At 70.4% G+C, this 26,570-nt stretch carries 22 protein-coding genes; 7 read left to right on the forward strand and 15 right to left on the reverse strand.

The window, feature by feature from the left end; all coding sequences use genetic code 11:
* Positions 1–12 precede the first annotated feature (12 nt).
* The gene (locus JOD54_RS32635; RefSeq protein WP_204455771.1) at positions 13–1,059 is read left to right on the forward strand and encodes a DUF2293 domain-containing protein; all 1,047 of its coding nucleotides are present in this window, start codon (positions 13–15) and stop codon (positions 1,057–1,059) included.
* 7 nt (positions 1,060–1,066) lie between these two features.
* On the opposite strand, the gene JOD54_RS32640 is transcribed toward JOD54_RS32635, so the two are convergent.
* The 4 genes from JOD54_RS32640 to JOD54_RS32655 all read right to left on the reverse strand — a co-directional run bounded on the left by JOD54_RS32640 (position 1,067) and on the right by JOD54_RS32655 (position 4,443).
* Entirely contained in the window at positions 1,067–1,969 is a 903-nt protein-coding gene (locus JOD54_RS32640) for a neutral zinc metallopeptidase (protein WP_204455772.1), read from the reverse strand.
* Between the two features lie 79 nt (positions 1,970–2,048).
* On the reverse strand, positions 2,049–2,972 hold the full coding sequence (locus tag JOD54_RS32645; RefSeq protein WP_307860465.1) for an NADP-dependent oxidoreductase: 924 nt from the start codon (positions 2,970–2,972) through the stop codon (positions 2,049–2,051).
* Positions 2,973–3,017: 45 nt separating this feature from the next.
* Positions 3,018–3,728 carry an SDR family oxidoreductase gene (locus tag JOD54_RS32650; protein WP_204455773.1) on the reverse strand — a complete coding sequence of 237 codons (711 nt, stop codon included), beginning with the start codon at positions 3,726–3,728 and terminating at the stop codon, positions 3,018–3,020.
* A 25-nt stretch (positions 3,729–3,753) separates the two neighbouring features.
* Entirely contained in the window at positions 3,754–4,443 is a 690-nt protein-coding gene (locus JOD54_RS32655) for a ferritin-like domain-containing protein (protein WP_204455774.1), read from the reverse strand.
* Between the two features lie 155 nt (positions 4,444–4,598).
* On the opposite strand from JOD54_RS32655, the gene JOD54_RS32660 reads away from it, so the two are divergent.
* The gene (locus JOD54_RS32660; protein WP_204455775.1) at positions 4,599–6,557 is read left to right on the forward strand and encodes a Shedu anti-phage system protein SduA domain-containing protein; all 1,959 of its coding nucleotides are present in this window, start codon (positions 4,599–4,601) and stop codon (positions 6,555–6,557) included.
* 29 nt (positions 6,558–6,586) lie between these two features.
* Here JOD54_RS32660 and JOD54_RS32665 read toward each other — a convergent pair whose 3' ends face one another.
* The 3 genes from JOD54_RS32665 to JOD54_RS34900 all read right to left on the reverse strand — a co-directional run bounded on the left by JOD54_RS32665 (position 6,587) and on the right by JOD54_RS34900 (position 10,942).
* The gene (locus tag JOD54_RS32665; protein ID WP_204455776.1) at positions 6,587–9,394 is read right to left on the reverse strand and encodes a vitamin B12-dependent ribonucleotide reductase; all 2,808 of its coding nucleotides are present in this window, start codon (positions 9,392–9,394) and stop codon (positions 6,587–6,589) included.
* A gap of 124 nt (positions 9,395–9,518) precedes the next feature.
* Complete coding sequence (gene nrdR / locus JOD54_RS32670) at positions 9,519–9,995, reverse strand: transcriptional regulator NrdR (RefSeq protein ID WP_204455777.1); 477 nt, start codon at positions 9,993–9,995, stop codon at positions 9,519–9,521.
* Positions 9,996–10,441: 446 nt separating this feature from the next.
* Positions 10,442–10,942, reverse strand: coding sequence for a LysM peptidoglycan-binding domain-containing protein (locus tag JOD54_RS34900; RefSeq protein WP_239573582.1), 501 nt, complete (start codon positions 10,940–10,942; stop codon positions 10,442–10,444).
* A gap of 329 nt (positions 10,943–11,271) precedes the next feature.
* Here JOD54_RS34900 and lexA point away from each other — a divergent pair, with 329 nt between their 5' ends.
* The gene (lexA, locus tag JOD54_RS32680; protein WP_307860571.1) at positions 11,272–11,958 is read left to right on the forward strand and encodes a transcriptional repressor LexA; all 687 of its coding nucleotides are present in this window, start codon (positions 11,272–11,274) and stop codon (positions 11,956–11,958) included.
* Positions 11,959–11,962: 4 nt separating this feature from the next.
* Here the strand turns inward: lexA and JOD54_RS32685 are convergent, their stop codons facing one another.
* The 3 genes from JOD54_RS32685 to JOD54_RS32695 all read right to left on the reverse strand — a co-directional run bounded on the left by JOD54_RS32685 (position 11,963) and on the right by JOD54_RS32695 (position 15,142).
* Positions 11,963–13,015, reverse strand: coding sequence for a hypothetical protein (locus JOD54_RS32685; protein WP_239573583.1), 1,053 nt, complete (start codon positions 13,013–13,015; stop codon positions 11,963–11,965).
* Positions 13,016–13,128: 113 nt separating this feature from the next.
* Positions 13,129–14,574 (reverse strand): GTPase HflX, encoded by a 1,446-nt coding sequence (gene hflX / locus JOD54_RS32690; RefSeq protein ID WP_372440375.1) that lies wholly within the window; start codon positions 14,572–14,574, stop codon positions 13,129–13,131.
* A gap of 97 nt (positions 14,575–14,671) precedes the next feature.
* Entirely contained in the window at positions 14,672–15,142 is a 471-nt protein-coding gene (locus JOD54_RS32695; RefSeq protein ID WP_204456962.1) for an ArsR/SmtB family transcription factor, read from the reverse strand.
* Positions 15,143–15,257: 115 nt separating this feature from the next.
* Here JOD54_RS32695 and JOD54_RS32700 point away from each other — a divergent pair, with 115 nt between their 5' ends.
* Positions 15,258–16,484: an MFS transporter gene (locus JOD54_RS32700; RefSeq protein WP_204455779.1), complete on the forward strand. Its 1,227-nt coding sequence runs from the start codon at positions 15,258–15,260 to the stop codon at positions 16,482–16,484.
* 429 nt (positions 16,485–16,913) lie between these two features.
* Here the strand turns inward: JOD54_RS32700 and dapF are convergent, their stop codons facing one another.
* Together dapF and JOD54_RS32710 are read right to left on the reverse strand one after the other, a co-directional pair.
* Positions 16,914–17,744, reverse strand: a complete 831-nt coding sequence (gene dapF, locus JOD54_RS32705; protein WP_204455780.1) for a diaminopimelate epimerase — start codon at positions 17,742–17,744, stop codon at positions 16,914–16,916.
* 280 nt (positions 17,745–18,024) lie between these two features.
* On the reverse strand, positions 18,025–19,581 hold the full coding sequence (locus tag JOD54_RS32710) for a DUF349 domain-containing protein (RefSeq protein ID WP_239573584.1): 1,557 nt from the start codon (positions 19,579–19,581) through the stop codon (positions 18,025–18,027).
* A 239-nt stretch (positions 19,582–19,820) separates the two neighbouring features.
* Here JOD54_RS32710 and JOD54_RS32715 point away from each other — a divergent pair, with 239 nt between their 5' ends.
* Positions 19,821–20,543, forward strand: a complete 723-nt coding sequence (locus JOD54_RS32715; protein ID WP_204455781.1) for a class III extradiol ring-cleavage dioxygenase family protein — start codon at positions 19,821–19,823, stop codon at positions 20,541–20,543.
* On the forward strand, positions 20,540–21,451 hold the full coding sequence (miaA, locus tag JOD54_RS32720) for a tRNA (adenosine(37)-N6)-dimethylallyltransferase MiaA (RefSeq protein ID WP_204455782.1): 912 nt from the start codon (positions 20,540–20,542) through the stop codon (positions 21,449–21,451). The genes JOD54_RS32715 and miaA overlap by 4 nt, the downstream gene beginning before the upstream one ends.
* Before the next feature lie 725 nt (positions 21,452–22,176).
* On the opposite strand, the gene JOD54_RS32725 is transcribed toward miaA, so the two are convergent.
* Positions 22,177–22,665 carry an Rv2732c family membrane protein gene (locus JOD54_RS32725; RefSeq protein ID WP_204455783.1) on the reverse strand — a complete coding sequence of 163 codons (489 nt, stop codon included), beginning with the start codon at positions 22,663–22,665 and terminating at the stop codon, positions 22,177–22,179.
* Entirely contained in the window at positions 22,662–24,125 is a 1,464-nt protein-coding gene (gene miaB, locus JOD54_RS32730; RefSeq protein ID WP_204455784.1) for a tRNA (N6-isopentenyl adenosine(37)-C2)-methylthiotransferase MiaB, read from the reverse strand. Before miaB ends, JOD54_RS32725 begins: the two co-directional genes overlap by 4 nt.
* Positions 24,126–24,220: 95 nt before the next feature.
* Between miaB and JOD54_RS32735 the strand changes: the two genes are divergently transcribed.
* Positions 24,221–25,159 carry a TAXI family TRAP transporter solute-binding subunit gene (locus JOD54_RS32735; RefSeq protein ID WP_204455785.1) on the forward strand — a complete coding sequence of 313 codons (939 nt, stop codon included), beginning with the start codon at positions 24,221–24,223 and terminating at the stop codon, positions 25,157–25,159.
* On the opposite strand, the gene JOD54_RS32740 is transcribed toward JOD54_RS32735, so the two are convergent.
* Positions 25,156–26,556 carry a sensor histidine kinase gene (locus JOD54_RS32740; RefSeq protein WP_204455786.1) on the reverse strand — a complete coding sequence of 467 codons (1,401 nt, stop codon included), beginning with the start codon at positions 26,554–26,556 and terminating at the stop codon, positions 25,156–25,158. The genes JOD54_RS32735 and JOD54_RS32740 overlap by 4 nt on opposite strands.
* Positions 26,557–26,570: the final 14 nt, after the last annotated feature.

Below are 26,570 nucleotides of genomic sequence, written 5' to 3' on the forward strand. Positions count from 1 at the left end.
CGGAGGACCCCGGTGAGCGGACGACTCGACCGCAGGGTGACGGCCGTGGCGGAAGAGCTGCTGCAGCGCAAGAAGGTCGTGGCGCCGCTGGAAGTGCTGTCCGGCCTCGGGTGGCTCGGCAGCCGGTCGGTGCAGTCCTGGGAGCTGGGACGCGAACCGCACCTGGACAGCCTCGCGTCGGTGGCGCCGGACCGCCTGGCCGAAGCCGTGGCGTTCCTGCACCAGTGGGCGGCGGGCAAGGGGTTGCGCAAGTCCGAAGTGGACTACGTCGCGGCCACCAGGGATCGCAGGCCGCTGCGGTTCAGCCGGGCAGGCGACGCCGAGGTCGAGCAGGCTTTCCGAACCCAGTGGACCGATCCGGGGCTGTCGGGGGCACGGCTGGCCAAGGTCACGCAGCGGCAGACCAAGGCGCCGGACCTGGTCGTGATCAGCCCGGACAAGCGGTGGCACTGCGCGCAGTGCGGCGAGACCGGGGAGTTCCACTTCCTGGAGGACGAGAAGCCGCTGTGCCTCGACTGCGCCGACATGGGCCACCTGGTGTTCCTGCCCTCCGGTGACGCGGCGCTGACGAGACGGGCCCGCAAGGCCAGCGGGCTCGCCGCCGTGGTCGTCCGGTGGAGCAAGTCGCGCAAGCGCTTCGACCGCCGGGGAATCCTGGTGGAGCGCGCGGCCCTCGACAGCGCCGAAGAGCAGTGCTTGGCCGACGAAGACCTGCGCGAGCGGCGCAAGGCCCGTGACCGGTCCCGCCGGGCAGCCCAAGACCTGGTGTTCCAGGCCGCCTTCGCCGAACGCATCAGCGAGTTGTTCCCCGGTCTCGCGGCTGATCGCGCGCAGGCCATAGCCGAGCACGCCGGTACGCGCAGCAGCGGGCGGGTCGGCCGATCGGCGGCAGGCCAAGCACTCGACGAACACGCCGTGACACTCGCCGTCGTCGCTGCCATCCGGCACGAGGAAACCGACTACGACGCGATGCTCATGGCGGGTGTGCCTAGAGCGACCGCACGCGAACGCATCCGGGACGACATAGAGCGCTTCCTGGAACTTTGGCGGCGGGTGTAAACCCGACCTACTCGACGTCGAGGTCCGTTGCCGACCAGGTATCACACGACGCCGTACTACCACCGTTCTTGCCACGCTCGGCCCAGGCGGCTTGATTGCGCTGCGAGCCGTGCGAGTCCGAGTTCAAGGTGTCGCCGAAGCTCTCGACAGCTTCAGCGACGAACTCCGCCTTAAGCGATCCGCCACGCGCTGCCGCGTCGAGGAACAAGCCACCGAAGCAGTTGGCTTGCAGCTCTGTGCGCCGCGACACCTTCATGGCCTCAGCGTCCTCCGCGGCGTTCTCCTGCATAGAGGACGCCGACAGGATGCCCGCCAGTGCCTGCATGTGGTGGCCGTACTCGTGCGAGAGCACTGCGAGGTGGAACGGCGCGGAGTCCCCAGCGGAATCCATCAGCCGTTGCCGGGGCATGTAGATGGTCCGGTCCCGGTTGCAGTAGAAGGCGAGCGCCTCGTCCGCGGAGGGCACGAACCCGCACTTGGACTTGGGGTTGTCGGCGATAGAGAGCTTGGCGGTGACTACGGGCTTCCCCGCTGCCTCTAGTGCCGGTTTCCACGCCCTGTCCAGGCAGGCCAGCCCCTCCTTGTAGAACACCTCAAGCTCGGCCGCGGTAGTTCCCAGTGCCGGGAGGGGACAAGGGGTGGCGGCGAGTTCACGCCCTGGGACGAGCAGCGGGTTCTGCGAGATCGCGCCAGGGGTGCCCGGTTCCGAGAGCTCTTGCTGCTCGCCGACCGCGTAGGCGGTCCCCGCGATCTCGCGGGAGCCGCTCGAGGTCACCTTGCCGATGATCGCGATCCACAGGACTCCGACGAGGAGGCCACCGAGCACGGTGAACAGCACCAGCGGCCGGTTGCGTGGAGGGACCCCGGTGTCGTCCACCGGGGTCCCGAAGTACGGCTGTTGCCCGACCACACATCCCCCATAACCCACGATGACCACAGCAGGGCGAACGGCTCCCCCCGAGCCCGCGTGTACGGCCATCATAGAGCGGCTAGGGGATGACCAGCACCACCCTTCCCCTGCCGTGACCGGTCTCTACGTCTCGGTGCGCGTCAGCGGCCTCCGCCAGCGGGTAGTGCGAGCGGACGTGGGCGCGCAGCAGACCCCGGTCATAGAGGTCGACCAACGCGGCAAGCCGCGCCGCCGAGCGAGTCCCGCTCACCCTGCGCACCCCGAACTCGGCGAACCGGTCCCAGACGACCAGGGTGACTATGCGGTCCCGGTCGACCCCCAGCTCTATAGACGCGGTCAGCGCCTCTATGCCCGCACCGTCAAGAGCAGCATCAACCCCACCTGGCGCTAGTGCCCTCACCCGTTCGACCAACCCCTCGCCGTACTCGACCGGGATGGCACCTAGGTCCCGCAGGTAGTCGTGGTTGGCCTGCCGAGCCGTCGCGATGACGGTCGCTCCGCGCAGCCGGGCCAACTGGACAGCCATCGTGCCCACCGCCCCGGCCCCCGCGTGCACCAGCAGCGTCTCCCCGGCGCGGACCCCCAGGTCCTCGATGGCCATAGCCGCCGTCTGCGCCCCCGCGGTGAACGAACCCGCGACCTCCCAGGGCATGCCCGCAGGCTTGCGGACCAGGTTCTCTACGGGCGCGATCCGGTACTCCGCGTAACTGCCGTACACGGCGAACCCGAGAACCTCGTCACCCACCGCGACCGAGTCGACACCCCCGCCCACGGCGTCCACCACACCGGCGTACTCGTTGCCGATCACCTGGGGCAACACCGCCGCCCGGGCCGGTGGGCCCGTCCCCTGGCGAACGGCGATGTCGAAGGGCTGCACCCCGGCCGCGCGCACCCGGAGCCGGACCTCGCCGGGCCCCGGGTCTGGCAGGGGCAGGGTGATCGGGCGCAGCACGTCGGCCGCGCCGAACTGGGTGACCGCCACCGCGGTCATCGTCTCGGTCATGCCACCAGCTTCGAACCTCCAGCAATGTGGAGGTCAAGGCTCGTGTCAGAGATCACCGGCGAGGAAGTCGGCGAACTCGACCGTGCCCTCCGCGTTACGAGGAGCCAGGTGGTGCCCCGCGCGGTACGCGGCGAACGTCCGACCCGGCAGCCGCACCGGCACCCGGGCGGCCTTGCGCCCCTTCGCCGCCAGGTACTGCCCCGCGAGATCGCGGGCCGTCCACACGGTGGGCCCGCCCAGGTCGGTGGTGCGGCCTTGAGCGGGTCCGGCCGCCAACTCGGCGAGCCGGGCCGCCACCGTGCCCGTGTCGACCGGCTGGAACGACAACGCCGGGTAGAACAGCAGGAGGCGCTGCGGGGCGAACAGCTTGGCGATCAGGTCGTGGAACTGGGTGGCGCGCAAGATCGAGTACGGCAGGCCCGAGTCCTCGACCAACCGCTCGGCGGCGAGCTTGGCCCGGTAGTACGGCAACGGCACCCGGTCCACCCCGACGATGGAGATGTAGACCAGGTGCGGATTCCCGGCCTGCTTGGCGGCGGCGATCAGGTTGGCCGTGATGTCCACGTCCTTGCGTCCCAGTGTCGTCGCGCAGTGCACCACCGCGGTCACCCCCGCGAGGGCGTCGGCCACGCCCGCACCCGTGAGCAGATCACCGCGGTGACCGTCACCCGAGCGGGTCAGCACCCGGGCACCGGGCACCGCCCGCACGACACGCCGCCCCAACACCCCGGTACCACCGGTGACGAGGATGGACATGGAACCTCCCTGGTCGTCGATCACGTCACGCGGTAGACCCCGCGGCCACCCGGTTCGTGACAGCCCCCGCCGCGGTGGCCACTGTGAACTCCGTCATGGCCTCGCGCACGAACCCCCACCGCGTGACCCCCAACACGCGCAACGCCGACCCGTGGTCAACCGCCACGACGAGTACAGCACCGAGGAACAACACCCGCCACGCCGCCCCGGCGAACCGCGAAAGACCACCCAACCGGGACATGTGGAACGGCACGTGCCTGCGCTCATCGGCCAACAACCGCGCCGCGACCTCACTGGTCACCCGATCCGCCGACCCGTCCCGCAAGATCCGGTAATACGCCAACGCGACCACCTCGGCCACCATGAGCACCATCAACTCCAGCGTGAGCCCCAGCGCCCTGCGCAACCACGCGAACACCGAATCACTCCAGTGCGACTCGATGGTGTCCGCTCCCGCGGCCTTCAGCAGTCGCGCCAACATCCGCGCGTGGTTCTGCTCCTCAGCGATGAACAACGCCACCGCGGCCCCGTACGCCCCCTCCCCCGCCTTCTCGATGAGATTCGCCCCATCGCCGTCCTCCCCCACCTGGAACCGCTGAACACTCCGAACGACAAGCGGGTGCATCACGACACCCTCATCCCAATCGGGCTCCTGCCTCAGCATCCGCCGCGCGGCCTCTTCGGTGAACTCTTCCAACCACTCATCATCCGTCATGCCCCCGACAATGCCTTGGCGGACAACAGGAAGGTGCGATCTTCACCGCACCCTCACCAACCCCGGCCCACGCCTCCACCCTTGCCGCCAAACAGGCACCTCTCGCACAAGTGGACGTGTAGAACGGGAGGTGCTCCCCCCGATTGCGAGGCAAAGTGACGCTGACCATCCCGCTAGGACCACTGGCAGGAACCGAACTGACCCTCTGGTGCACCAAACACGGCCGCGTCTGGCACGGCGACTACGACTGCCCCGGCTTAAAGCGCCGGGACCGCGAGACCGTCCAGGTCCAGCCCCGCCGAGGGTCAACCGCAGACTTGCGCTCACCCGGCCCACTGCACTGCCTCCCGCCAGGTCCGCTCGCAAACCATCTGGCCGCAGGTCAGGCACTGATCCAGTTCGACGCCCGCACCGAATCCCTCACCCGGGAACTGGCGAAGGGAAAGGTTGACCTCGCCGCGTTCGATCTCGCCACCATTCGACTGCAGCACCCGAGCGTCACCAAGGCGCCACTGGCCACGGTGTGGCGGCAATGCCACGAGCGCAGAGAAGACCTCCTCGCCGCACTTTCCGCTGAACTCAAGACTCGGTTGCCGATCATCGTGGCCGCCGCGTGGCTGCGGACCAACAAGCAGTCACACCAACACATCAAGGCCGAGAAGTACGCCGCGTTCGAAGGCATCGCCGTCCGCGAGTTCGCGGCAGTAGACCACCTCACCGAGTGGGATGTCACCAGCTTGACTCGACGGCATGTGCTCCCCGCGTTCCTCGACCTCGTCAGAGCAGGCGAACATCCGGATTCCGCCGCCACCTCGGTGGCAGCCGAGCAAGCGGGTTGGGCGCGTCAAGCGGTCCAGCGGCACATGGCCGAGTTCCCGAACCAGTTCGACGCGGACCTGCTGCCTGCCCCCGACCAGGTCCACGAAGCTTGGCGACGGGTGACACGACTGTGGACCGGAGCCCTCAACGGGATCTGCACCGCCCACCACGGCGAGACCTTTGCCCTGTTCCACGAGGACCAAGTGCCCGTACCCCCGTCTGCTGTTCATCACCTCTTCCCTTGTGCGCGGATCAGGACAACCAAGTTCACCTGGATCGCGGGACGAGTTCCAGCGATCTTCCGGTTGGCGCTCCAGCAGCGCGTCCACGGACTGGTCGGGCTGGAGATCGACTCCGCGCACGCGCGCGTGTATGACGAGAACAACGCCGGGTTGTTCCTCAAGAACCTGCTCACCCTGCACGACTTCCCAGCGCTGGCCAAGCACGTCGAGCCAGCACCGTCGGATCCACCCCGTCGCCCCCCGGTGGACACGAGCGACATGGACGACTACTTCACCGGATTCAGCAACGGGCTATTCGGCCGTGGCCTCAACCAGCCGCAGTGCATTTACGCGGCGGAACTGGCGTGGCGTGGCCAACGCCTGCGCCCTGGTAAACGGGTCGAGCCCGATCGCGAGCCAGAGGAGCCCACGATCCCCGTCCGGAACATCCCAACCGAGGTTGTGCGGCTGTTGAAACAGGGGAATCCGGTCGAACTTCTCTCCGCGGTCCAGTTGCACGTCCGGCGCGAGCAGTTGTCCGCAGTGCGCGAAGTCGTTCGCACAGCCGGAAGACTCGAAAGGGACATCCAGACAGCGCTGGGCAACGCGTGGTGGATGTTCGGCGGCGAGTTCGCGGGTGAAGCGGTGCGCCGTCGGATGGTGGACACGATCGAACTCGACATTCCGCTGCTTCGACCCGATGGTGTGCTCCACGTCGTGGAGTTGAAGCGGGCGGATGTGCTGACCGTGCGACGCCACCGCAACGGGCTCATCGTCGCGTCCGCGGTGCATGAGGCAGTCGGTCAGGTGATGAACTACTTGACCCTGCTGGACGAGCAGCGCGGTGCCGTCTTTGAGGAGTTCAGCATCGATACGCGGCGGGCGAGCGCGACCATCGTGGTCGGGCACCCCGACTTCCAGGACGACCTCACCGCTGCGGAGATCCACGAGACTTTGCGGATCTTCAACAGCCATCTCAGCCGGGTTGAGGTCATCAGCTACCAGCAACTGGTCGACCGCGCGGAACGGGTGCTCGACCTGGTGGCGAAGCCGGACGGGGTGCCCACCGCGTAGGTGGGCACCCCGTCCGGATCTTCAGTTAGTCAGCTGCAGCCGGAAGTGGAGCCGCAGCCCTCGCAGACGTAGCAGGAGCCTGCGGGGCGCATCTTCGTGCCGCAGGTCATGCAGAGCGGGGCGTCGGCGGCCTTGCCGAGGTGGAGTTCGAGCAGTTCGGTCGAGCTGTGCGCCTCGACCGGGGTCGCGGGCTCCACCGCGGGCCTCGGGGTGGCCTCGACCGACGACCTCATGCCCTCCAGGTCCACATCCGACTGTCCGCTGTAGTCGGCGTTGACCTGGGCGGTGCGCTCGTCGGCGGTGAAGATGCCGAGCTGGGCGCGCTTGTCGTAGGACAGGTAGTCCAGGGCGAGCCTGCGGAACAGGTAGTCCAGGACGCTGGTGGCGATGCGGACGTCCGGGTCGTCGGTCATGCCCGCGGGTTCGAAGCGTAGGTTCTGGAACTTGGAGACGTAGAACTCCAGGGGGATGCCGTACTGGAGTCCGACCGAGATGGACATGGAGAACGCGTCCATCACGCCCGCGAGCGTCGAGCCCTGCTTGCCCAGCTTGACGAAGATCTCGCCTAGGCCGTCGTCGGGGTAAGAGCCCGCGTGCAGGTACCCCTCCGCGCCGCCGACGGTGAAGGACACCGTCTGCGAGGGGCGCTTCTTGGGCAGGCGCTTGCGCACCGGGCGGTACTCGACGACCTTCTCCGGCTCGGCCTTGGTGTCCACCTTGGCGCTCTTACCGGCCGACAGCGGCTGGCCGACCTTGCAGTTGTCGCGGTAGATCGCCAGCGCCTTGAGGCCCAGCTTCCAGCCCTGGAAGTAGATCTCCTGCACCTCGTCGACGGTCGCCGCCTCGGGCATGTTCACCGTCTTGGAGATGGCGCCGGAGATGAACGGCTGCACCGCGGCCATCATCCGCACGTGGCCCATGGGCGCGATCGAGCGCTCACCCATCGCGCAGTCGAACACCTCGTAGTGCTCGGGGCGCAGGCCGGGGGCGTCCACGACGTGGCCGTGCTCGGCGATGTACTCGACGATCGCCTCGACCTGCTCGGTCGGGTAGCCCAGCGAGGACAGCGCGCGCGGCACGGTCTGGTTGACGATCTGCATGGAGCCGCCGCCGACGAGCTTCTTGAACTTGACCAGCGCCAGGTCCGGCTCGATGCCGGTGGTGTCGCAGTCCATCATCAGGCCGATGGTGCCGGTCGGGGCGAGCACGCTGGCCTGGGCGTTGCGCCAGCCGTTGCGGCCGCCGATCTCCAGCGCGGCCTGCCACTCGCGGGTCGCCACGCGCTGCACGGCGGCGTCGTTGGGGTGGTAGGTGCGCACGAGGTCGTTGGCGGCGGCGTGCTTGCGCATGACCCGCTGGTGCGCCTCGGCGTTGCGCGCGTAGCCCTCGAAGGCGCCGACGATGCCCGCGAGCTCGGCGGAGCGGCGGTAGGCGGTGCCGGTCATCAGCGAGGTGATGGCCGCGGCCAGCGCCCGGCCGCCCTCGGAGTCGTAGGCGTGGCCGGTGGCCATCAGCAGCGCGCCGATGTTGGCGTAGCCGATGCCCAGCTGGCGGAACTTGCGGGTGGTGTCGGCGATCGGCTCGGTCGGGAAGTCGGCGAAGCAGATGGAGATGTCCATCGCGGTGATGACCAGCTCGACGGCCTTGACGAAGGTCTCGGCGGAGAAGGTGCCGTCCGCGGCGAGGAACTTCATCAGGTTCAGCGACGCCAGGTTGCAGCTGGAGTTGTCCAGGTGCATGTACTCGCTGCACGGGTTGGACGCGGTGATCCGGCCCGACTCCGGGCAGGTGTGCCAGGCGTTGATCGTGTCGTCGTACTGGATGCCGGGGTCGGCGCACTCCCAGGCGGCCTTGGCGAGCTTGCCGAACAGCGACTTGGCGTCGACCCGCTCGATGACCTCGCCGGTGGTCCGCGAGCGCAGCCCGAACTGGCCGCCGGACTCGACCGCGTGCATGAACTCGTCGGAGACGCGCACCGAGTTGTTGGCGTTCTGGTACTGCACCGAGGTGATGTCGGACCCGCCGAGGTCCATGTCGAAGCCCGCGTCGCGCAGGACGCGGATCTTCGCCTCCTCGCGCGCCTTGGTCTCGATGAACTCCTCGACGTCGGGGTGGTCGACGTCGAGGACGACCATCTTCGCCGCGCGGCGGGTGGCGCCGCCGGACTTGATGGTGCCCGCGGAGGCGTCGGCGCCGCGCATGAACGACACCGGGCCGGAGGCGGTGCCGCCGGAGGAGAGCAGTTCCTTCGAGGACCGGATGCGGGAGAGGTTGAGGCCCGCCCCGGAGCCGCCCTTGAAGATCAGCCCCTCTTCCTTGTACCAGTTGAGGATCGAGTCCATCGTGTCGTCGACGGCGAGGATGAAGCAGGCGCTGACCTGCTGCGGGGAGGTGGTGCCGACGTTGAACCAGACCGGGGAGTTGAAGCTGAACACCTGGTGCATGAGCATCCAGGTGAGCTCGTGCTCGAAGACGAGGGCGTCGGCGTCGGTGGCGAAGTAGCCGTGCTCGATCCCCGCGGCGACGTAGGAGCGGACCACGCGGTCGATGAGCTGCCGCAGCGAGCTCTCCCGGACTGCGGTGCCCACGGCGCCGCGGAAGTACTTGCTGGTGACGATGTTGGTGGCGTTGACCGACCAGAAGTCGGGGAACTCGACGCCGCGCTGCTCGAAGTTCACCGAGCCGTCGCGCCAGTTGGTCATCACCACGTCGCGGTGCTCCCAGGTGACCTCGTCGTAGGGGTGCACCCCCTCGGTGGTGTAGACGCGCTCCACCCGCAGCCCCCGCCGCGGTGTGCCCGCGACCTGGTCAACCGCGGTCTCGACGGTCTCGGTCATGCCCGGTCCCTCTCCCTCGTCACTAACGCCGTGTGCTGGTCTGGCCACGTCCGGGCTCCCCGTCCGATGCGGCCGAAGTCGTCCTCGGCGCTCCCCACCCCGGGGGCGCCTGCTCTTCTGACGCCTATTGCTCATCCTCTTGCGCCGCCTCCTTGGCGATGGCCGCCCGGAGATCGGCTATCTCCTTCTCGAAGTCCTCGACCGAGGAGAACGACCGGTACACGCTGGCGAACCGCAGGTAGGCGACCCCGTCGAGCTCGCGCAGCGGGCCGAGGATGGCCAGGCCCACCTCGTGGCTGGGCACCTCGGCGCTGCCGGTGGCCCGGATCGCCTCCTCCACCTTCTGCGCCAGCTGCTGCAGCTGGTCCTCGGCGACCGGCCTGCCCTGGCAGGCCCGCCGCACGCCGCGCACGACCTTGTCGCGGCTGAACGGCTCGGTGACCCCGGAGCGCTTGACCACCGCGAGGACCGCCTCCTCGACCGTGGTGAACCGGCGGCTGCACTGCGCGCACGAGCGCCTGCGGCGGATGACCTGCCCGTCGTCGACCTCCCGCGAGTCGACGACCCGCGAGTCGGAGTTCCGGCAGAACGGACAGCGCATGACCTCTCCCCCGCGGCGCGTGCCCACCCCTCCGGCGGAGCGCGACCGGACACGCTTGGTGATCAAACTGTGGATAACGCGTGGATGGACGGTGGACAACCCACCCCGACCTGTGGATTAACTACACCGGTGCAACCACTAGATATTGGGGTCGACCGTATGCCGAGACCCTACATGGGTGCAACTCAGACACGCCCGGCCGGCTCGACAACCACTTGACGACCACGCTGCGCGGTCATCGCCGCACCCAGCGGTTGCGTCAACCAGGTGAACAGCGCACATCACTCGTCCGGCGGAAGCGGTCGGCGCGGTGGCCACGGATCGGGAGTCCCCACGGGCGCGGTCCGGCACACCCGCCCGCGCGCTCCCCCGTCGGATCTCACCCGCCAGAGTGATCATGAACACGACCGGCCCGCCGTCCACGCGGGACGCGGGCCGGGAAGGGGTCAGCCCGAGACCGGGACGGTGAGCGGCTGTCCCGGTCGGACGGTCACCCCGGTCAGGCCGTTGAGCTCGATGATGCGCTCCACCACGGCGGCGGTGTCGCTGCCGGGCGCCGTCCTGGCGGCCACATCGGAGAGCGACTCACCAGCGGCGACGCGCACGACGGTGGTGGTCGAGGGCACCTGGGGCTCGCCAGCGACGGAGTTCGCGGCCACCCCGATCCCGTACACCACGGCGGCGGCCAGCGCGGCGAGGCCCAGCACGACCGCCATCGGCATGGGCGCGCGGCGCGGTCCGCACCCGGGCTCGGCGACCACGTGCGGCGCGCCCGGCGAGCGCCGCCGGGTGGGCGGCCGGAGCCTGCCCCGGCCGACCGACCGGCCGGACCTGCCCGGCGCGGGCACCCGGACCGGCGGGCTGGGCACGAGGGCGAGCCCGGGCCCGCCACCAGCCAGAACGCCGGTCTCCGCTGCTTCCGCCACCGATGTCGCCAGTGCCGCCATCGCTACCTCCCGCGAACCGCGTTCGAACTGCCGTTCGATCGAACGCCCGTGCGAGTGTCTACCACCTGGCACCGACAAAATCGAGACCCGATCGGCGTGTCGCTCGAACAGGTGTTTGATCTGCGCAGGTCGGCGGGCTAACGTCGATCCAGGAGAAGATCGAAGTGGATTCCGCCGTCCCGGCGCGAGTCGGACGTGGTCAGGACGAGGACGAGTTGGGGTAGCGCCGGTGCCGCCGGCGGTAGCCGCAGGGAGGCAGCGCAGTGTCTGGCACGAGTGGTCGCAAGCCCGCGGGGGCGCCGAAGAAGAAGCCCGGGCAGGGGGACAACGTGCGCAGCTTCCCGGAGCAGGTCGACGCGGCGGACCTGCCGCAGCGGCAGCGCCAGGTGCTCGAGGTGATCCGGTCCTGGGTGCAGCGCAACGGGTACCCGCCCAGCGTGCGCGAGATCGGCGAGGCCGTGGGCCTCACCTCGACGTCCTCGGTGGCCTACCAGCTGCGCGCGCTGGAGGAGAAGGGCTACCTGCGGCGAGATCCCAACCGGCCGCGCGCGATCGGCGTGCTGTCCGCGGACGCCTCGGCGGCGCAGCTGCGCGGGGAGCGGGTCAGCCCGGTGCTCATCGAGCAGTCCGACGCGGGCCCGACGCCGACGTACGTGCCCGTGGTGGGTCGGATCGCCGCCGGTGGGCCCATCCTGGCCGAGCAGGCCGTTGAGGACGTGTTCCCGCTGCCGAAGGAACTGGTCGGCGAGGGCGCGCTGTTCATGCTGAAGGTCGCCGGTGACTCGATGATCGACGCGGCGATCGCCAACGACGACTGGGTCGTGGTGCGCCAGCAGCCCACCGCGGACAACGGCGACATCGTCGCGGCGATGATCGACGGCGAGGCGACGGTGAAGACGTTCAAGCGCCGGGACGACCACGTGTGGCTGATGCCGCACAACGACGCCTACGAACCCATCCCGGGTGATGAGGCGACCATCCTGGGCAAGGTCGTCGCGGTACTGCGACGGCTCTGAGGGCCTAACCGCGTTTGGCCGCTCGGCGGTGCATGAGGAAGAGCGTGCCGCCGACGGCCACCGCGGCGATACCGAGCGCGGGCACCGTCGACATCCCGTCGTCAGAGGCCTCGGTGGACCCACCCGCCCCACTGCCGGGCGCGTCGCTCGACGTGCCCGGGGCCGCGGTGGTCGGGGTGGGCAGGAGCCCTGCGGCCCCCTTCACCACGCGAATGGGCGTACCCACGCCTTCGGAACCGGACACCAGCGTGCCGTCCGGTTCGATGGTGATGGCCTCACCCTGCTTCTCGTTGGGCAGCGGCACCCGAGCCGGGGTGCGTTTCAGCGCGGCGACGACGTCCCCGTCCGGCGCCGCGTAGAGGTAGGCGTCGGTGTAGGTGCGCAGCACGACGATCATGCCGTCGAGGCTGACGGACCCGCCGGTGACGACCATGGAGCCGATCGCCGGGTTGACCGGTCCGCCCTTGGTGTCGGTGCTGCTGATCTGGACGTCGCCGACCTTCTCCAACGCCGTCGGTCCCGGCGCGGCCAACTTCCCCTTGGGCCGGTAGATCTCGGACACCCCGAACGGGCTCTTGGTCACCAGGTGGGGGATTCCGCTCTTGTCGAGCAGCAACGCCTCTGTGTCGTGTGGACCGTCCGGATAGGTCAGGCGGTACAACGTCGTCTTACCCGCGGGCGTCAGCTCTATCAACGCGACGGTCTCGCGCTTCTTGTCGTTGTCACCTGTGTCTGCCAACCAGAAGTTGCCATTGGCCGCGCGCGCGAGGTCTTCGACGTCGAACGGATCGGTGGGGCCGTTGATGACTTTTTGAATCTTGCAGTCATGGCCGAGTACGTAGACGGTCGACTTGGTGCCACCGTCGTTGATCGCGTACCAACGCTCCCCGTCCGTGGCCAAGCCCGACAGCTCGCTGAGCCTCTTGTCGGACTGCACGCAGGCATCCGTGGGTGCCGCTGGTTGCGCTAACGCAGCCGATGCCCCAGTCACGCAGAACCACACGACCAGTGCCGCGGTCGCCAATGCCCGCACCCAGCCACCTCCCCTGTTCACCATCCACCGTAGCGGCGTCACGGCTATAGAGGCGCAGACGCGCGTAGGAGGCACAGCGTTCACACGAAGGGCCCCCGGTGAGACGTCCGTCTCCCCGGGGGCCCTTACCGCGTGTGTCAGACCGTAGTGCGCGCGAACTGCTCCAACGCACCCGCCAGGTCCGGCTTGACCTTGGCGTGCAGGTGCGTCCCTGCCGCCGTGTGCTCCTCCGAGAGGATCTCCCCCTCGCGGTGCACCCGCGCCACGAGCTCCCCGCGCGAGTACGGCACGAGCACGTCGATCTCCTGGTCCGGCCGCGGCAGCAGATCGGCGATCCGCTCGCGCAGCGCTTCGATGCCGGTACCGGCGTGCGCGGAGACGAACACCGCACCGGGCAGCAGGTGGCGCAGCCTGGCGAGACCGAACTCGGTCGCCGCGTCGACCTTGTTCACCACGATGAGCTCCGGCGGCATGGGCCGCCCGCGCCGTTCGCCGATCTCGTGCAGCACCTCGTGCACCGCGTTGACCTGCCACTCCGGCATCGGGTCGGCACCGTCGACGACGTGCAGCACGAGGTCGGCGTCGGCCACCTCGTCCAACGTCGACCGGAACGCCTCCACCAGCTGGTGCGGCAGGTGCCGGACGAAACCGACCGTGTCGGTCAGCGTGTACGTGTGCCCCTCCGGTGTCTGCGTGCGGCGGGTGGTGGCGTCGAGGGTCGCGAACAACGCGTCCTCCACCAGCACCCCCGCACCCGTGAGGGCGTTGAGCAGGCTGGACTTGCCCGCGTTGGTGTACCCGGCGATGGCGACGCTGGGGACGGCGTTGGCGGTGCGCTGCCCGCGCTTGGTGTCGCGGACCGTGGCCATGCCGGTGATCTCCTTGCGCAGCTTGGAGATCTTCGCCCGGATGCGCCTGCGGTCGGTCTCCAGCTTCGTCTCACCGGGACCGCGCAGACCCACACCGCCGTTGGCGCCACCCGCGCGACCACCGGCCTGCCGGGACAGCGTTTGACCCCAGCCCCGCAGCCGCGGCAGCAGGTACTGCAGCTGCGCCAGCTCCACCTGGGACTTGCCCTCCCGGGACCGGGCGTGCTGGGCGAAGATGTCCAGGATGAGCGCGGTCCGGTCGATGACCTTGACCTTCAACCGGGCTTCCAGCTGCTGCAGCTGCGACGGGGACAGCTCACCGTCGCAGATGACCGTGTCCGCACCGGTGGCGCGGACGACGTCGGCGATCTCCTGGACCTTGCCCGAGCCGACGTAGGTGGCCGGGTCCGGGCGGTCGCGGCGCTGCACGAGGCCCTCCAGGACCTCGGAACCCGCCGTTTCGGCCAACCTGGCCAGCTCCGCCAGCGAGGCGTCCGACTCCAGTGCTGTGCCCTCGGTCCAGACCCCCACCAGCACCACGCGCTCGAGGCGCAGCTGCCGGTATTCGACCTCGGTGACGTCCTGCAGCTCCGTCGACAGGCCCGCGACCCGTCGCAGCGAAGACCGCTCCTCGAGTTCGAGTTCGCCCAGGGAGAGATCAGCCGGGTCGGACAACGCGCCGTCAAATCCGTGCTGAGTGCTTTCCTCTGTCACCTGGTGAACCCATCCTTCGTTTTGTTGCGAAATACGGCACCCCTCCGGCGTCGTGGTGTCCCCATCGTCTCACGGGGGAGCGCCGGATTCGACCCACTTATTCCCCCGGATACCACGCGACGTAGATGGCCGTGCGCTCGGCCCCCGGTTCCAACGGCCTGACGCTGAACTCGTCGAGCAGCGCACCCAGCCGTTCCACGAACTCGGTCCGCCCGGCCGCGTCGACCTGCACGACCAGCCGGGCCTGGTTGAGTTCACCCAGGTCGGTGCCCGCGACCTCGGCCAAGTAGGCCTGCAGCATCGCCTCGGCGAGGTCGACGCGCTCCTCCTGCTCGTAGCGCAGGCGCCAGGACAGGCCGGTGGACAGGTACGGGATCTCCTTGGCGCCCCGGTTGCCCCGGCGCGCGGGCTGCGGCTCCAGGAACCCCGCGGTGACCAGCTTGCGGACGTGGTGCAGCGTGGTCGCCGGGTCCTTGCCCAACCGCTCGGCGATCTCCTTGTTGGTCAGGGGGCGCTGGTAGGCCAACCGGATGATCCTCAGCCGGACGGCCGAGCCGAGCGCCTCCAGCTCGACGGGGGTCGCGGCGCGGCGCGGAGGTCGCGGGTCATCGCTCACCGGCAGAGCGTAACGCCACCGGTCCGAGTGATTGACGCTTTCCAATCACTGGCGGCATCATGGTCACATGACCTCGACCCTGCGCTCCCACAGTGGCTTCCGGGGCTTCCAGCTGCTGTGGGCGGGCGACACGATCGCCCAGTTCGGCTCCGCCGTCGGCCACGTGGTGCTCCCGCTGCTGGCCGTCGGCGTGCTGCACGCGACGCCGGGTCAGATGGGGGTGCTCACGGCGGCGGAAACAGTCGCCTTCCTGCTGATCGGCCTGCCCGCGGGCGCCTGGGTGGACCGGGTGCGCCGCAGGCCGCTGATGATCAGGATGGACCTGGCGCGGGCCGCCCTGCTGCTGAGCATCCCGGCGGCGGCCTGGCTCGGGGTGCTGTCGTTCCCGCAGTTGATCGTGGTGGCGCTGCTGGCGGGCGTCTGCACGGTGTTCTTCGACGTCGCCTACCAGTCGTACTTGCCCGCTTTGGTGGGTCGAGATCACCTGATGGAGGGAAACGCGAAGCTCCAGGCGAGCCAATCGGTGGCCACCTTCACCGGTCCCGCCGTCGGCGGCGGCCTGACCAGCCTGATCGGCGCGGCGACCACACTGGCCGCGACCGGTCTCGGCTACCTGGCCTCGGCCCTGTGCCTGTCGCGGATCACGACGACGGAGCCGAGGCCGCAGCGATTACCGGACCGGAACCTGCGGACGGAGGTCGCCGAGGGACTGCGGTTCGTCCTGACCGACCGACGACTGCGAGCGATCGCGGGCTGCACGGCGTCGTGGAACCTGTTCTTCGGCATGGAGTCCGCGGTGCGGGTGCTGTTCATGGCGGGGGTACTCGGCCTGAACGAGGCGGTCATCGGCGTACTGCTGGGGTTGTCCGGCATCGGCGGGATCCTCGCCGCGGTCCTCTCGGCCCGGATCGTCCGGTCGCTGGGCCAGACCCGGACCATCTGGCTGGTGCCGGTGCTCGGCTCACTCTTCGGCCCGCTGATCCCCCTGGCGGGCGCGGACTGGCGCATCGGCCTCATGGTCGCGGGCCAGTGCGCCGTCTCCTTCTCAGCGGTGGTCTACAACGTGGCCCAGGTGAGCTACCGCCAGGCCATCTGCCCAGACCACCTCCTAGGCCGCATGAACGCCAGCATCCGCTTCCTGGTCTGGGGCACCCTCCCCCTGGGCGCCCTGGCAGGCGGAGCCTTGGGCGGCTGGATCGGCATCCGCGAAACCCTCTGGGTGGTAGCAGCAGGCTGGATGCTGTCCTGCCTCTGGATGGTGTTCTCCCCACTACGCAACGACCGCGACCACTAGCCCTCCGACCCCGAGTTCACCCCCGCGCGCTGCACCCGAGTCGACGGCCCCACCAGCCGCGCTCCCCAGTAGACGACACCGCCAATCCACACCGAGACGTCGCCACCCGCGACCTCTCCACCACTGCGGCATGGCAGTCCCCAGTCACTGCACACCGCACCCCAGCAGTCAGACCGACGCCGAACTACAGCCACCCGAGAACTGGCCACCGCCGCAGGCAAACCAGTCGAGCACTCCCGACCCCGCCCCGGTGACATCCCCCAGACTCCCCTCGCGGTCCAGCCGCGCGGCGGATCTGATGACCACCGGGTCCAACAGTCGGTCACGTCACCACCCAGCAACGGCGGCTGTCCAGGTGCCCTGGACACCTCCAACCCGACCGCTGCCGCGCGGTCGGAGTCGTCAGCGCTCACCGGGGAGGTGAGGAGATCAGGCGTAGGTGTTCCACCAGGCTTCGGTGAGGGTTCCCTCGGCGACGAAGAAGGCTGGGCCGGTCAGGGTGCTGGAGGTGTCGTCGATGGTGACGTGGACCGTGCCGCCGGGGATGTGGACGGTGACGGCGCCGGTGGAGCGGTTCTGGGTGGCCAGGGCGGCCGCTGCGGCGGCGACGGTGCCGGTACCGCAGGAGCGGGTCTCGCCGACCCCTCGTTCGTGCACTCGCATCCGGATCTCGGCGGGGCCGGTGGTCTCGATGAACTCGAGGTTCACCCCGTGCGGGAAGAACTCCCGGTCGAACCCGGGCTGCGCGGTCAGGTCCAGGTCGGCCACCGACTCGACCACGCTCACCAGGTGCGGGTTGCCGACGTCCACGCCGAGGCCGGTGTGGGTGGTGCCGCCGACCGTGGTGGTGGAGGCGCCGAGCAGCCGGACCCGGCCCATGCCGACGGTGACCGTGCCGTCGGGGTGGACGGTGGTCGGCCGGATCCCGGCCCGTGACCCCACGGGGAACTCGGGCCCGTCGACCAGGCCGTGGTCGCTGAGGTAGCGGGCGAACACCCGGACGCCGTTGCCGCACATCTCGACCACGGACCCGTCGGCGTTGCGGTAGTCCATGAACCAGACATCCCCGTCCACCCCCGCCGGGGCGTCGGGCAGCGCCTTGGCCCGAACGACCCGCAGCACGCCGTCCGCGCCCAGGCCGCGCTGCCGGTCGCACAACGCCTGGACCCGGGACGCGGTCAGGTCGAGGTCGCCATCGGGGTCGGGCAGCAGCACGAAGTCGTTCTCCGTGCCGTGCCCCTTGAGGAACGGAATCGCCACACCACCAGGCTACGACCAACGCACCACGCAGCGGGACCCGACCGGGCACTCACCCGACCACGCCGACCACCCGGCTGTCGGGCACTAGGGCTCGATTCACCGAGGCCGGGGCGGACAAGCGCACCGCAGAAGATCACCGACGCCGCTGAACCAGCGACCATCAACACGCGGCTCGGGTGCGCGGCCTGGCTGGCCGCGCCTTGCCTCGCGACGGCCGCGATGAGGCCCCGGACGCCAGACGGCCCCAGGCGGGGCGCCTGGGGCCGTCTGGGGGGTGTTTCTAGCGGGTCGCGACCGCCTGTTCGGCGGCGGCGAGCCACTCGCGCCACTGGGCGGCCTGGGCCTCGGCCTGCTCGGCTCGGCGCTTGTCGCCTGCCGCTCGGGCCTTGGCGGCCTGGGTCTCGAACTGCTGGACCCGCTCGCGGAACTGGGCGGCCCTGGCCTCGGCCTCGGGGTCGGTGCGGCGCCACTGGGCGTCGGCGGCGGTGCGGACCTTCTCCTCGACCGCGCGGAGCCTGCCCTCGAGCTCGCGGATCCGCTCGCGCGGCACCTTGCCGACGGCCTCCCAGCGCTCCTGCACCTTGTGCAGCGCGGCGCGGGCGCCGTCGAGGTCGGCGGTGGTGATCTTCTCCGCCTCGGCGAGCAGCTCCTCCTTGAGCCGCGCGTTCTCGGCGAACTCGGCGTCGCGCTCGTCGAAGACGGCGGAGCGGCGGGCGAAGAACGCGTCCTGCGCGGCCCGGAACCGCTGCCACAGGGTGTCGTCGGCGTCCTTGGGCGCGCGCCCGGCCGCCTTCCACTCCAGCATCAGTTCCTTGTACCGACCCGCCGTGGCGCCCCAGTCGTCGGACTCCGAGATCCGCTCGGCCTCCTCGACCAGTTCCTGCTTGCGGGACTTGGCGGTGGCCCGCTGGCGGTCGAGGTCGGCGAAGTGCGAGCCGCGCCTGCGGTTGAAGGTGTCGCGGGCCTTGGAGAAGCGCCGCCACAGCTGCTCGTCGGTCTTGCGGTCGACGCCCTTGATCGTCTTCCACTCGTCGAGGATGGTGCGCAGCCGGTCGCCGGACACCTTCCACTGGGTGGACTCCTCGGCGAGCTTCTCCGCCTCCTCCACCAGCTCCTGCTTGCGCGCGACCGACCCGGCCCTGGCCTCCTCGCGGGCGTGCTTGGCCGCCTCGACCGCGACCGAGGCGTTGGCCAGCACGTAGTCGATCCTGGCGGCCAAGCCGACCAGGTCGCCGACCACGTGCGCCTCGTCGAGGCCGTCCTTGATGTGCTTGGCGTTGGTCGCCGCCTGCTTCGGGTCGCCGGATCCCGACGCCAGCCGCGAGGCGAGCAGCTCGACCTCGGTCCGGATGTCGTCGAAGCGGCGGGCGAAGTGCGCGAGGCCCTCCTCGGGCTCACCGGCCTGCCACGACCCGACGGCGCGCTCACCGTCTGCGGTGCGCACGTACACGGTGCCCTCGGCGTCCACCCGGCCCCACTTGCCAGGGTCGGCCGAGGCGACCGACACCTGCGGTCCGCCGTCGGTGGCCGGGGCGCTCGCCGCCGGGGCGCGGGTGACCGCGACCTGGCTGGGCGGCGGTACGTCGGCAGGCGTGGCGTCCACCAGCGCGGGCGCCTGCTCGGCGGGCGACTCGTCTCCGGTCGTTGACGGTGCGGCCGCCTGGTCCTGGCCGGGTGTCGGCGCGGCGGGCTCCTGCTCCCCGGTGGGGGCGGACTCGGTGGGTGACGGCGGCCCGGCCTGCTCGGGCTGCACCGGCGCGGCCACCGCGGCCTGGTCCGGCTCGCCGCCGCTGTCCTGCTCCGCCACTGCCCCGACGCTGTGGTCCCTGTCCGTCATGGCCGACTCCTCCTGCCTGCGTGCCCGCGTCCACGCGCGGACGCCCCGCTCACGCGGGGCCCAGCACTGTGCGAACGGCCCCTCGGGCCGTGCGGCTTGCTCCTACCCGCGCGCATTCAAACAGGTCAAGAGGCGCCTGGGTACTCCGGAGGGCCGCAATGGTCATCATGGTGCCGCAAAAGGTGCTGTCCGTGGGCCGTCGGCGCCAACTTTGTTCGACGGACAGTAATCTCTGGCCCGTGATCCGCCGAGTCGCCGTGGTGCCCCACCCACCCCTGATCGTGCCGGAACTGACCGGTGGTGGCGACCGGGACGCCGACGCCGTGCGCGCCGACTGCCTCGCCGTGGTCAGCGCGTTCGCCTCCGCGGTACCCAGTTGGGTCGCTGTGGGCGCGGGCGACCGACCCGGCCGCTACGGCCCTGAGGTGGCGGGCACGTTCCGCGGGTACGGCGTGGACGTTCGTGTCGGCCTAGGCGCCCAGGCCGACTTGGCCTTCGCGGATCCGCTGCTCCCGCTGCCCGCTCTGGTCGCGGGCTGGCTGCGCGGCGAGGTCGGTACACCCGAGGTCACCGTGCACGTAGTGCAGCCGGACCTGTCCCCCGCGGAGTGCGCTGCAGAGGGCGCGCGGATTGCCGAGGAACTGGCCGGGCCGGACCCGGTCGGCCTCTTGGTGCTCGGAGACGGGGCCCACCGCCACGGTGAGCGGTCCGTGGGCAGGCCCGACGACCGCAGCGCCGCCTTCGACGACGCCGCCGCCGCCGCCATGGCGACCGTGGACCTCGACGCCCTCGACCGCGTCGACCCGACCCTGGCCGCGGAGCTGGGGGCAATCGGCCGGGTCCCGTGGCAGGTCCTCGCGGGCGCCCTCCGCACCGACGGTCGACCCTGGCGGGCCGTCGAGTCCCGGCTGACCATCCCCCTGGGCGTCGCCTACCACTTCGCCACCTGGGAACCCGCGTGAAGCGTGCCGTCGCCGTCGTCGGCCCCACCGCGACCGGCAAGTCCGACCTCGGCGTCGCCCTCGCCGAACACCTCGGCGGCGAGGTCGTCAACGCCGACGCGATGCAGCTGTACCAGGGCATGGACATCGGCACCGCCAAGATCACCCCCACCGAACGCCGCGGCATCCCCCACCACCAACTCGACGTGCTCAAGGTGACCGAACCCGCCTCCGTCGCCGCCTACCAGCGCCACGCCAGAGCCGCGGTCGAGGACATCCTGACCCGCGACCACGTCCCGATCCTGGTCGGCGGCTCCGGCCTCTACGTCCAGGCCATCCTCGACGACCTGCAGTTCCCCGGCACCGACCCTGCCATCCGCGACCGCCTCGAAACCGAACTGGCGGAGGTCGGCCCCGCCACCCTGCACGCCCGGCTGGCCACCCTCGACCCCACCGCCGCCGAGGCGGTCCTGCCCTCCAACGGCCGCCGCGTCATCCGGGCCCTGGAGGTCATCGAACTCACCGGCCGCCCCTTCTCAGCCACGATGCCCCGCCCCGGCCCCGCCCGCTACGGCACAGTCATCATCGGCCTGGACCGCGACCCCGCCGCCCTCGACGCCCGAGTAGACCTCCGCGTCGACCACATGTTCGCCAACGGCCTGGTCGACGAGGTCCGCGCCCTCGAAGCCGAGGGTCTTCGGGAGGGCAGGACCGCGGCAAGGGCCCTGGGCTACCAGCAGGTCCTCACAGCCTTCGACACCACCGGCGACCTCACCGAGGCCGCCACCGAGACCGCCAGGGCCACCCGCCGCTTCATCCGCCGCCAACGCTCCTGGTTCCGCCGAGACCCCCGAACAACCTGGCTAGACGCCGCCCGCCCAGACCTCGTGGACGCCGCCCTAACCCTGATCGCCTCCCACCAGCCCTGACGGCCCCGAGGCTGGTGGGGGCCGGTTCCAGGGCGGAACCAGCAGCCGCACCGCCGGGACCAGCGGCCACGATCAGGCGGCCTCAACCAGAAGCAGCGGTGCCAACCCAGCCCACCGAGTCAGCCCCGCCAGCCCCACCACCCGACTCCGACAGCATTGCCGACCACTGGACACTCGGACCTTCCGGTGCCAACTGCTCGATGGGGCGGACTTGTTTTGTGTGGGGTGGCGGCAGTCGTAGCCTTGCCTCGCTGCAGGGCCATGCTTTTCGGCCCCGGCTTTTGCGGTCCTGCCACGGCTGGTGCAGGGGCCCCGCGCAAAACAAGTTCGCCCCATCGAGCACACCGGACCACCCAGGGATCCAGCGCAATGCCGAAGGCGAGCCGACCCCGAAGCCGCCGGTGCCAACCCAGCCCACCGAGCCAGCCCACCCAGCCCGACCACCGCTCCCAGGAAGCCGCCCACCCAATGCTCGATGGGGCGGACTTGGTTTGTGTGGGGGAGCGGTGCCCGTAGCCTTGCCTCGCTGCAGGGCCATGCTCTTCGGCCCCGGCTTTTGCGGTCCTGCCACGGGTGGCGCAGGGGCCCCGCGCAAACCAAGTTCGCCCCATCGAGCACACCGCACCACCACGGATCCAGCGCAATGCCGAAGGCGAGCCGAGCCCACCGCACCACCACAGGTCCAGGTCGCGAGGTCGCCGCCAGGCGACGAGCCGACCGCCGCCCTATCGAGACTGGTGCGGCCGCGACCACGCAGTCTTCAACCACAAAGCAGCCAACACGATCACCGCCACCTCACTGATGATCAAGCCAACCCCCGGCCCCGGCGAGTTCAGCCCCGCCGTCGACTGGCGCGTCCAAATAGCCAGCAGACCATCCACCGCAGCGAACCAGCCCCCAAGGGCAGCTATCCAAGTCAGAGTCCAGCGACGGAGAGAAAGAGCCAGGGCCGAAGCCAGAATGCCGAACCCCAGCGCCGTCGCGGCGAAGAGCCGCGGCACCGCACCCGCTTTCCCTGTGGCGTCACCCGTGGCCAGGAGGACTTGCCAGCCCGCAGCACTGCCCATCCACGGCAGCACGTACCCGATGATCAAAGCGAACACGGCTACAGCGAGGAGGATGGCCCGGAAGCCGAGGTCGACCGGGGCGGCTCGTTCGACCGCGTCGATTTCGGCGCGCAGTGAGGCCAGTTCCTCTTCGTTCGCGGCGGTCATCCGCAGCCACCCGTCGCGGCCAGGGGGGCGGGGGCACCGAAGCCGGGGAGGCCGAGGGTGACGCCGGGGGTCTTGGGGCGTAGGCCTGCCTCGTGGTTGTCGCCCGCTCGGGTGCGGCGGTGCGACAGGAGGGGGCCGTCGGCGACGAGGTGGTGGGGGGCCGCGTAGGTGACCACGGTCTCGACCACGTCACCCGGGCGGATCGCCGCCGTGCCGGGGGCGAAGTGGACCAGGCGGTTGTCGCGGGCGCGGCCGCTCATCCGGTGCGTGTCGGCGTCCTTGCGGCCCTCGCCGGTGGCCACCACGACCTCGACGACCCGGCCGACCTGTTCCTTGTTCAGCTGCCAGGCGATGTCGTTCTGCAGCTCGACCAGCCGGTCGTAGCGCTCGCGCACGACCTCCTTGGGCAGCTGGTCGGGCATCGACGCGGCGGGGGTGCCCGGGCGCTTGGAGTACTGGAAGGTGAAGGCGCTGGCGAACCGGGACTGGGCGACGACGTCCAGGGTGGCCTGGAAGTCCGCCTCGGTCTCGCCGGGGAAGCCGACGATGATGTCGGTGGTGATCGCCGCGTCCGGCATCGCCGCGCGGACCTTGTCGATGATCGACAGGTAGCGGGCGGACCGGTACGAGCGGCGCATCTCGCGCAGCAGCCGGTCCGAGCCGGACTGCAGCGGCATGTGCAGCTGGTGGCAGACCGCCGGGGTCTCGGCCATGGCGGCGATGACGTCGTCGGTGAAGTCCTTGGGGTGCGGGGAGGTGAACCGGACCCGCTCCAGGCCGTCGACGTCCCCGCAGGCGCGCAGCAGCTTGCCGAAGGCGTACCGGTCGCCGAACTCCACGCCGTAGGAGTTGACGTTCTGGCCGAGCAGGGTCACCTCGAGGACCCCCTCGGCGACCAGCGCGGACACCTCGGCGAGGACGTCGCCGGGGCGGCGGTCGCGTTCGCGGCCGCGCAGCGCGGGGACGATGCAGAAGGTGCAGGTGTTGTTGCAGCCGACCGAGATGGACACCCAGCCCGAGTGCGCGGAGTCGCGGCGGGCGGGCAGCGTGGAGGGGAAGACCTCCAGCGACTCCAGGATCTCGACCTCGGCCTGGCGGTTGTGCCTGGCGCGGTCGAGCAGCGTGGGCAGCGAGCCGATGTTGTGCGTGCCGAACACGACGTCCACCCAGGGGGCCCGGCGGACGATCTCGCCGCGGTCCTTCTGCGCCAGGCAGCCGCCGACGGCGATCTGCATGTCGGGGTTGGCGGTCTTGGCGGGCGCGAGGTGCCCGAGGTTGCCGTAGAGCTTGTTGTCGGCGTTCTCCCGCACCGCGCAGGTGTTGAACACGACGACGTCGGCCTGCGCGCCCTCGGGCGCGGCGACGTAGCCCGCGTCCTCCAGCAGGCCGGACAGCCGCTCGGAGTCGTGGACGTTCATCTGGCACCCGTAGGTGCGGACTTGGTAGGTGCGCGCGCTCATCTCGGTGTCCGAGGGTACGCCGGGCCGTTCGGGCGTCGAGCACCCGCCGACCGATTCCCGGTGAACGGGCCGGGTGCCTCTGGCACGATCGTGCCATGGCGCGCGGCGGTGGGAGACGCAGGACGATCGCGGTCCTGCTCGTGGCGCTCACCCTGCTCGCGGCGTGCGACACCCAGTTCCCGTCGGTGCGGCTGCGGGTCGCCGCGGGCAACAAGTCGGGTGTCTACAACACGATCTCGCAGTTCATGGCGGGGGTGTGGCAGGCGCGGCTGGGCATGGACCGGCCGGAGGTGCTGGCCACCGGCGGGTCGCCGGACAACGTCAACAAGCTGCTCGCGGGCGAGGTCGACATCGCCTTCAGCGCCGCTGACGTGGCCTCGAAGCCGACCACGGGGCCGAGGTCGCCGCGCGCGCTGGCCCGCATCCACGACGACTACCTGCACGTGGTGGTGCGCGACGACGGCCGCATCCAGGAGCTGTCGGACCTGCGCGGGATGCGGGTGGGCATCGGCGCGAAGGACTCCGGGGTGGAGTTCATCGCCAAGCGGGTGCTGGCGCTGACCGGCCTGGACTCCCCCGGGGTGCTCACCCAGGAGTCGCTGGACCTGGCGTCGTCGGTGGAGGCGCTCAAGGACCAGCGGATCGACGCCTTCTTCTGGTCCGGCGGGCTGCCGACCCCGTCGATCTCCAGCCTGGGTGACGTGCTGGCGATCCGGCTGCTGGACCTGGCCGACGACATCCCCGCGCTGCTCAAGCAGTACCCGGTCTACAACTCCGCCTCGATCCCGGCGTCGACCTACCGCCTGGCGGGTAGGCCGGTGAACACGCTGGCGGTGCCGAACTTCCTGCTCGTCACCGACCAGATGTCCGATGACCTGGCCGAGGGCCTGGTGCGGGAGTTCTTCGACGCCCTGCCGGAGTTGGCCAAGCAGACCCCGGCGGCGCTCTCGATCGACCTCCAGTCGGCGATCGAGACCGATCCGGTGCGCCTGCACCCGGGGGCCGAGCGGTTCTACCGGGGCGAGAAGGTCTAGACGCGAGCCGGTAGCTCCACCGTCACGCGCAGGCCGCCGCCTTCCGGCAGGTCGAGCCGCAGGTCCCCACCGGCTCTGGCCACGATCCGGCTGACGATCGCCAGCCCCAGTCCCGAACCGGGCACGTTCTGGTGGGTGGAGCTGCGCCAGAACCGGTCGGTCGCCCGCTCCAGTTCGTCCGCGCGCAGCCCCGGTCCGTGGTCGCGGACCCCGACCAGGATCCGCGCCGGGGACAGAGCGACCGACACGACCACCGCGCTGCCGGTCCCGGTGAACTTGAGTGCGTTGTCCAGCAGCGCGTCGAGGATCCCGTCGAGGCCACGAGCGGGTGCCATGGCCTTGGTCGACCCGGCGGATCCGGTGATCTCCAGCGAGATGTCGCGCGAGTCGGCGACCACCCGCCAGTCCGCGACCCGTTCGGCCACGACCGCGTCGACGTCGACCGGCACGAGGTCGCCGCCGGTGTTCTCGGCGCGGGCCATGGCCAGCAGTTCGTCGAGGATCCGGTTGAGCCGGTCGGCCTCGGCGGCGGCGGCCACCCGGTGGTCGTCGGCGTCGAGGTCGACGTGCCCCTCCAGGTTCACCAGCCGCAGCTTGAGCGCGGTCAGCGGGTTGCGCAGCTGGTGCGATGCGTCGGCGACGAAGGCCCGCTGCGCGGCGAGCGCGTCGCCGACGCTGGCCGCCATCTGGTCGAACGAGCGGACCAGTTTGCGCAGCTCCGGCGGTCCTTGCTCGTCCCCGACCCCCTCGGTGTCGCGGCCGCTGACCACCGCGGCCACCAGCGATCCGGTCGCCTCGTCGAGCCTGCGCACCGGCCGCAGGATCCACTGGATGACCGGCACCGCCAGCATCAGCGCCAACGCGAAGGACAGCACCCCGCCCGCGGCGATCAGCACCCACCACCAGACGACCCGGGTGCGGATGCTGTCGGTCGGCGAGACCGTGATGACCGCGCCGCGCACCTCCCCGTCGACCAGCACCGGTCCGGCGAGCACCAGCGGGGTGTCGTCCCAGGGCAGCAGCAGCGCGCCCGCCACCGGCCTGCGCCCGGCCAGTGCCCGCTGCACCTGCTGGCGCACGGCTTCGGAGCTGAGGTCGACCCGGACCGACTCGCCCGCGCGCGCGGAGCCGACCTTCGAGTTGCCGTCCTGGTCGACCACCAGCACGGCCACGCCGTAGAGCTCGGTGTAGCGCTGCAGTTCCTCCACCATCGAGTCGGTGTTGTCGTCGGTGAGCGGGCGCTGGGCCATCGAGGCGAACCGGTTGGTGTCGGTGAGCCGGTCCAGGAACAGCTTCTGCTGCTCGGACCCCGCGACCGACAGCGCGAGCGGCACACCGAGGCCGAAGACCAGCAGGGCGACCAGGAACCACACCATGCCGAGCAGCCGTGTCCGCATCGCGCCTCCCCCGA

The organism is Actinokineospora baliensis, from assembly GCF_016907695.1.
Classification (GTDB): domain Bacteria; phylum Actinomycetota; class Actinomycetes; order Mycobacteriales; family Pseudonocardiaceae; genus Actinokineospora; species Actinokineospora baliensis.

Coding starts and splice junctions, on each gene's coding strand:
- JOD54_RS32740 (WP_204455786.1), bottom strand. CDS start 26,556: ATGCGGACACGGCTGCTCGGCATGGTGTGGTTCCTGGTCGCCCTGCTG.
- JOD54_RS34900 (WP_239573582.1), bottom strand. CDS start 10,942: ATGGCGGCACTGGCGACATCGGTGGCGGAAGCAGCGGAGACCGGCGTT.
- JOD54_RS32735 (WP_204455785.1), top strand. CDS start 24,221: ATGGCGCGCGGCGGTGGGAGACGCAGGACGATCGCGGTCCTGCTCGTG.
- JOD54_RS32665 (WP_204455776.1), bottom strand. CDS start 9,394: ATGACCGAGACCGTCGAGACCGCGGTTGACCAGGTCGCGGGCACACCG.
- nrdR (WP_204455777.1), bottom strand. CDS start 9,995: ATGCGCTGTCCGTTCTGCCGGAACTCCGACTCGCGGGTCGTCGACTCG.
- miaB (WP_204455784.1), bottom strand. CDS start 24,125: ATGAGCGCGCGCACCTACCAAGTCCGCACCTACGGGTGCCAGATGAAC.
- JOD54_RS32725 (WP_204455783.1), bottom strand. CDS start 22,665: ATGACCGCCGCGAACGAAGAGGAACTGGCCTCACTGCGCGCCGAAATC.
- JOD54_RS32700 (WP_204455779.1), top strand. CDS start 15,258: ATGACCTCGACCCTGCGCTCCCACAGTGGCTTCCGGGGCTTCCAGCTG.
- JOD54_RS32645 (WP_307860465.1), bottom strand. CDS start 2,972: ATGACCGAGACGATGACCGCGGTGGCGGTCACCCAGTTCGGCGCGGCC.
- JOD54_RS32710 (WP_239573584.1), bottom strand. CDS start 19,581: ATGACGGACAGGGACCACAGCGTCGGGGCAGTGGCGGAGCAGGACAGC.
- JOD54_RS32650 (WP_204455773.1), bottom strand. CDS start 3,728: ATGTCCATCCTCGTCACCGGTGGTACCGGGGTGTTGGGGCGGCGTGTC.
- JOD54_RS32655 (WP_204455774.1), bottom strand. CDS start 4,443: ATGACGGATGATGAGTGGTTGGAAGAGTTCACCGAAGAGGCCGCGCGG.
- JOD54_RS32685 (WP_239573583.1), bottom strand. CDS start 13,015: ATGGTGAACAGGGGAGGTGGCTGGGTGCGGGCATTGGCGACCGCGGCA.